The 1,080-nt window shown below is 57.1% G+C and carries 1 protein-coding gene; it reads left to right on the forward strand.

Annotated elements, in window-relative coordinates:
* Nucleotides 1-639: 639 nt before the first annotated feature.
* Nucleotides 640-1,080, forward strand: a 441-nt coding sequence (locus U5A52_RS42970; RefSeq protein ID WP_321940482.1) for a TolC family protein, incomplete at its 3' end; no start/stop codon positions are given.

Consider the following 1,080-nt stretch of genomic DNA (forward strand, 5'->3'; position numbering starts at 1 on the left):
GCTCGATGACCTGATGGCCGACAACGAACCAGACGTTAGAAAACATCATTCAGAATTCGAATTGTTTATACGTCAACTTTGCATCGTAAGATACGTCATGGCGTATCTCGCAACTAACCGTCCGACCGGCAGCTTGCAGCAGACATTCAGCTGAACCGCCGCGGACCGCGCGGCAATCAGTACGTCTCGAATCTTGAATGTAAGCGTCACAACTACTTCGATTCGGATACCTAAACAATCGCGAGGATATGGCGACTGCCAGAGGATGGAGAGACTCACGGGCACGATTTACATCACTGACCTACTACGGGGCGAGATAAGAAGGCTTATCTTCGTGTGTTACGAACGCAGGCGAAAGTCTGCGATGCTGTACTGAAGATGGGAGCAGGCCTCCCGAAGTCGGCTTTCAGGAGCAGGCTTCAAACCGCCCGGTGCTGCTGCGTCCAAAAGGCGTGGTGGTGAGCGACCGTGGAAAAGTCACCCGGCGAGGGTGGCAGGTACGTGTTGAGCAGATGAGCGAAAGCAAACCGTCCGACGACGCATCGTTAGTTTTCTATAAAACGCTGTCAAAACTGGAGTCGGAAGATAGCTCCAGGATCAGTCGGGACGACACCTGATTACGGACCCCCGCTCTCGCCGTTGCTCGATCCCGTATTCAATCTCTATCAGGGCGCGCTGTCCGCTTCCTGGCAAATCGACCTGTTCGGCCGGGTAAGACGCCTGACCGAAGCCGCCCAGGCGCCGGTCTATGCCAGCGAACAGGCCCAGCGCGGCGTCGTGCTTTCGCTGGTGACAGGCGTGGCGACCAGCTACATCACGCTGCGCGGACTCGACCGGCAACTCGAAATCGCGCGGGCCACGGCGAATAACTTCGGCGAAACGTTACGCATTTTCGAGCTGCGCTATCGCAAGGGCCTCGTTTCCCAGACGGAGCTTTCGCAAGTGCAGTCGCAGTACAAGCTCGCGCAGTCCACGATACCGGCCATCGAGCAGCAGATTGCCATCGTGGAAAGCGGCATTTCCATTCTGTTGGGGCGCAATCCTGGGCCGATTCCGCGCGGCAAGTCGGTGAGCGAGCTG

Source organism: Paraburkholderia sp. J8-2, from assembly GCF_905220195.1.
Lineage (GTDB): Bacteria > Pseudomonadota > Gammaproteobacteria > Burkholderiales > Burkholderiaceae > Paraburkholderia.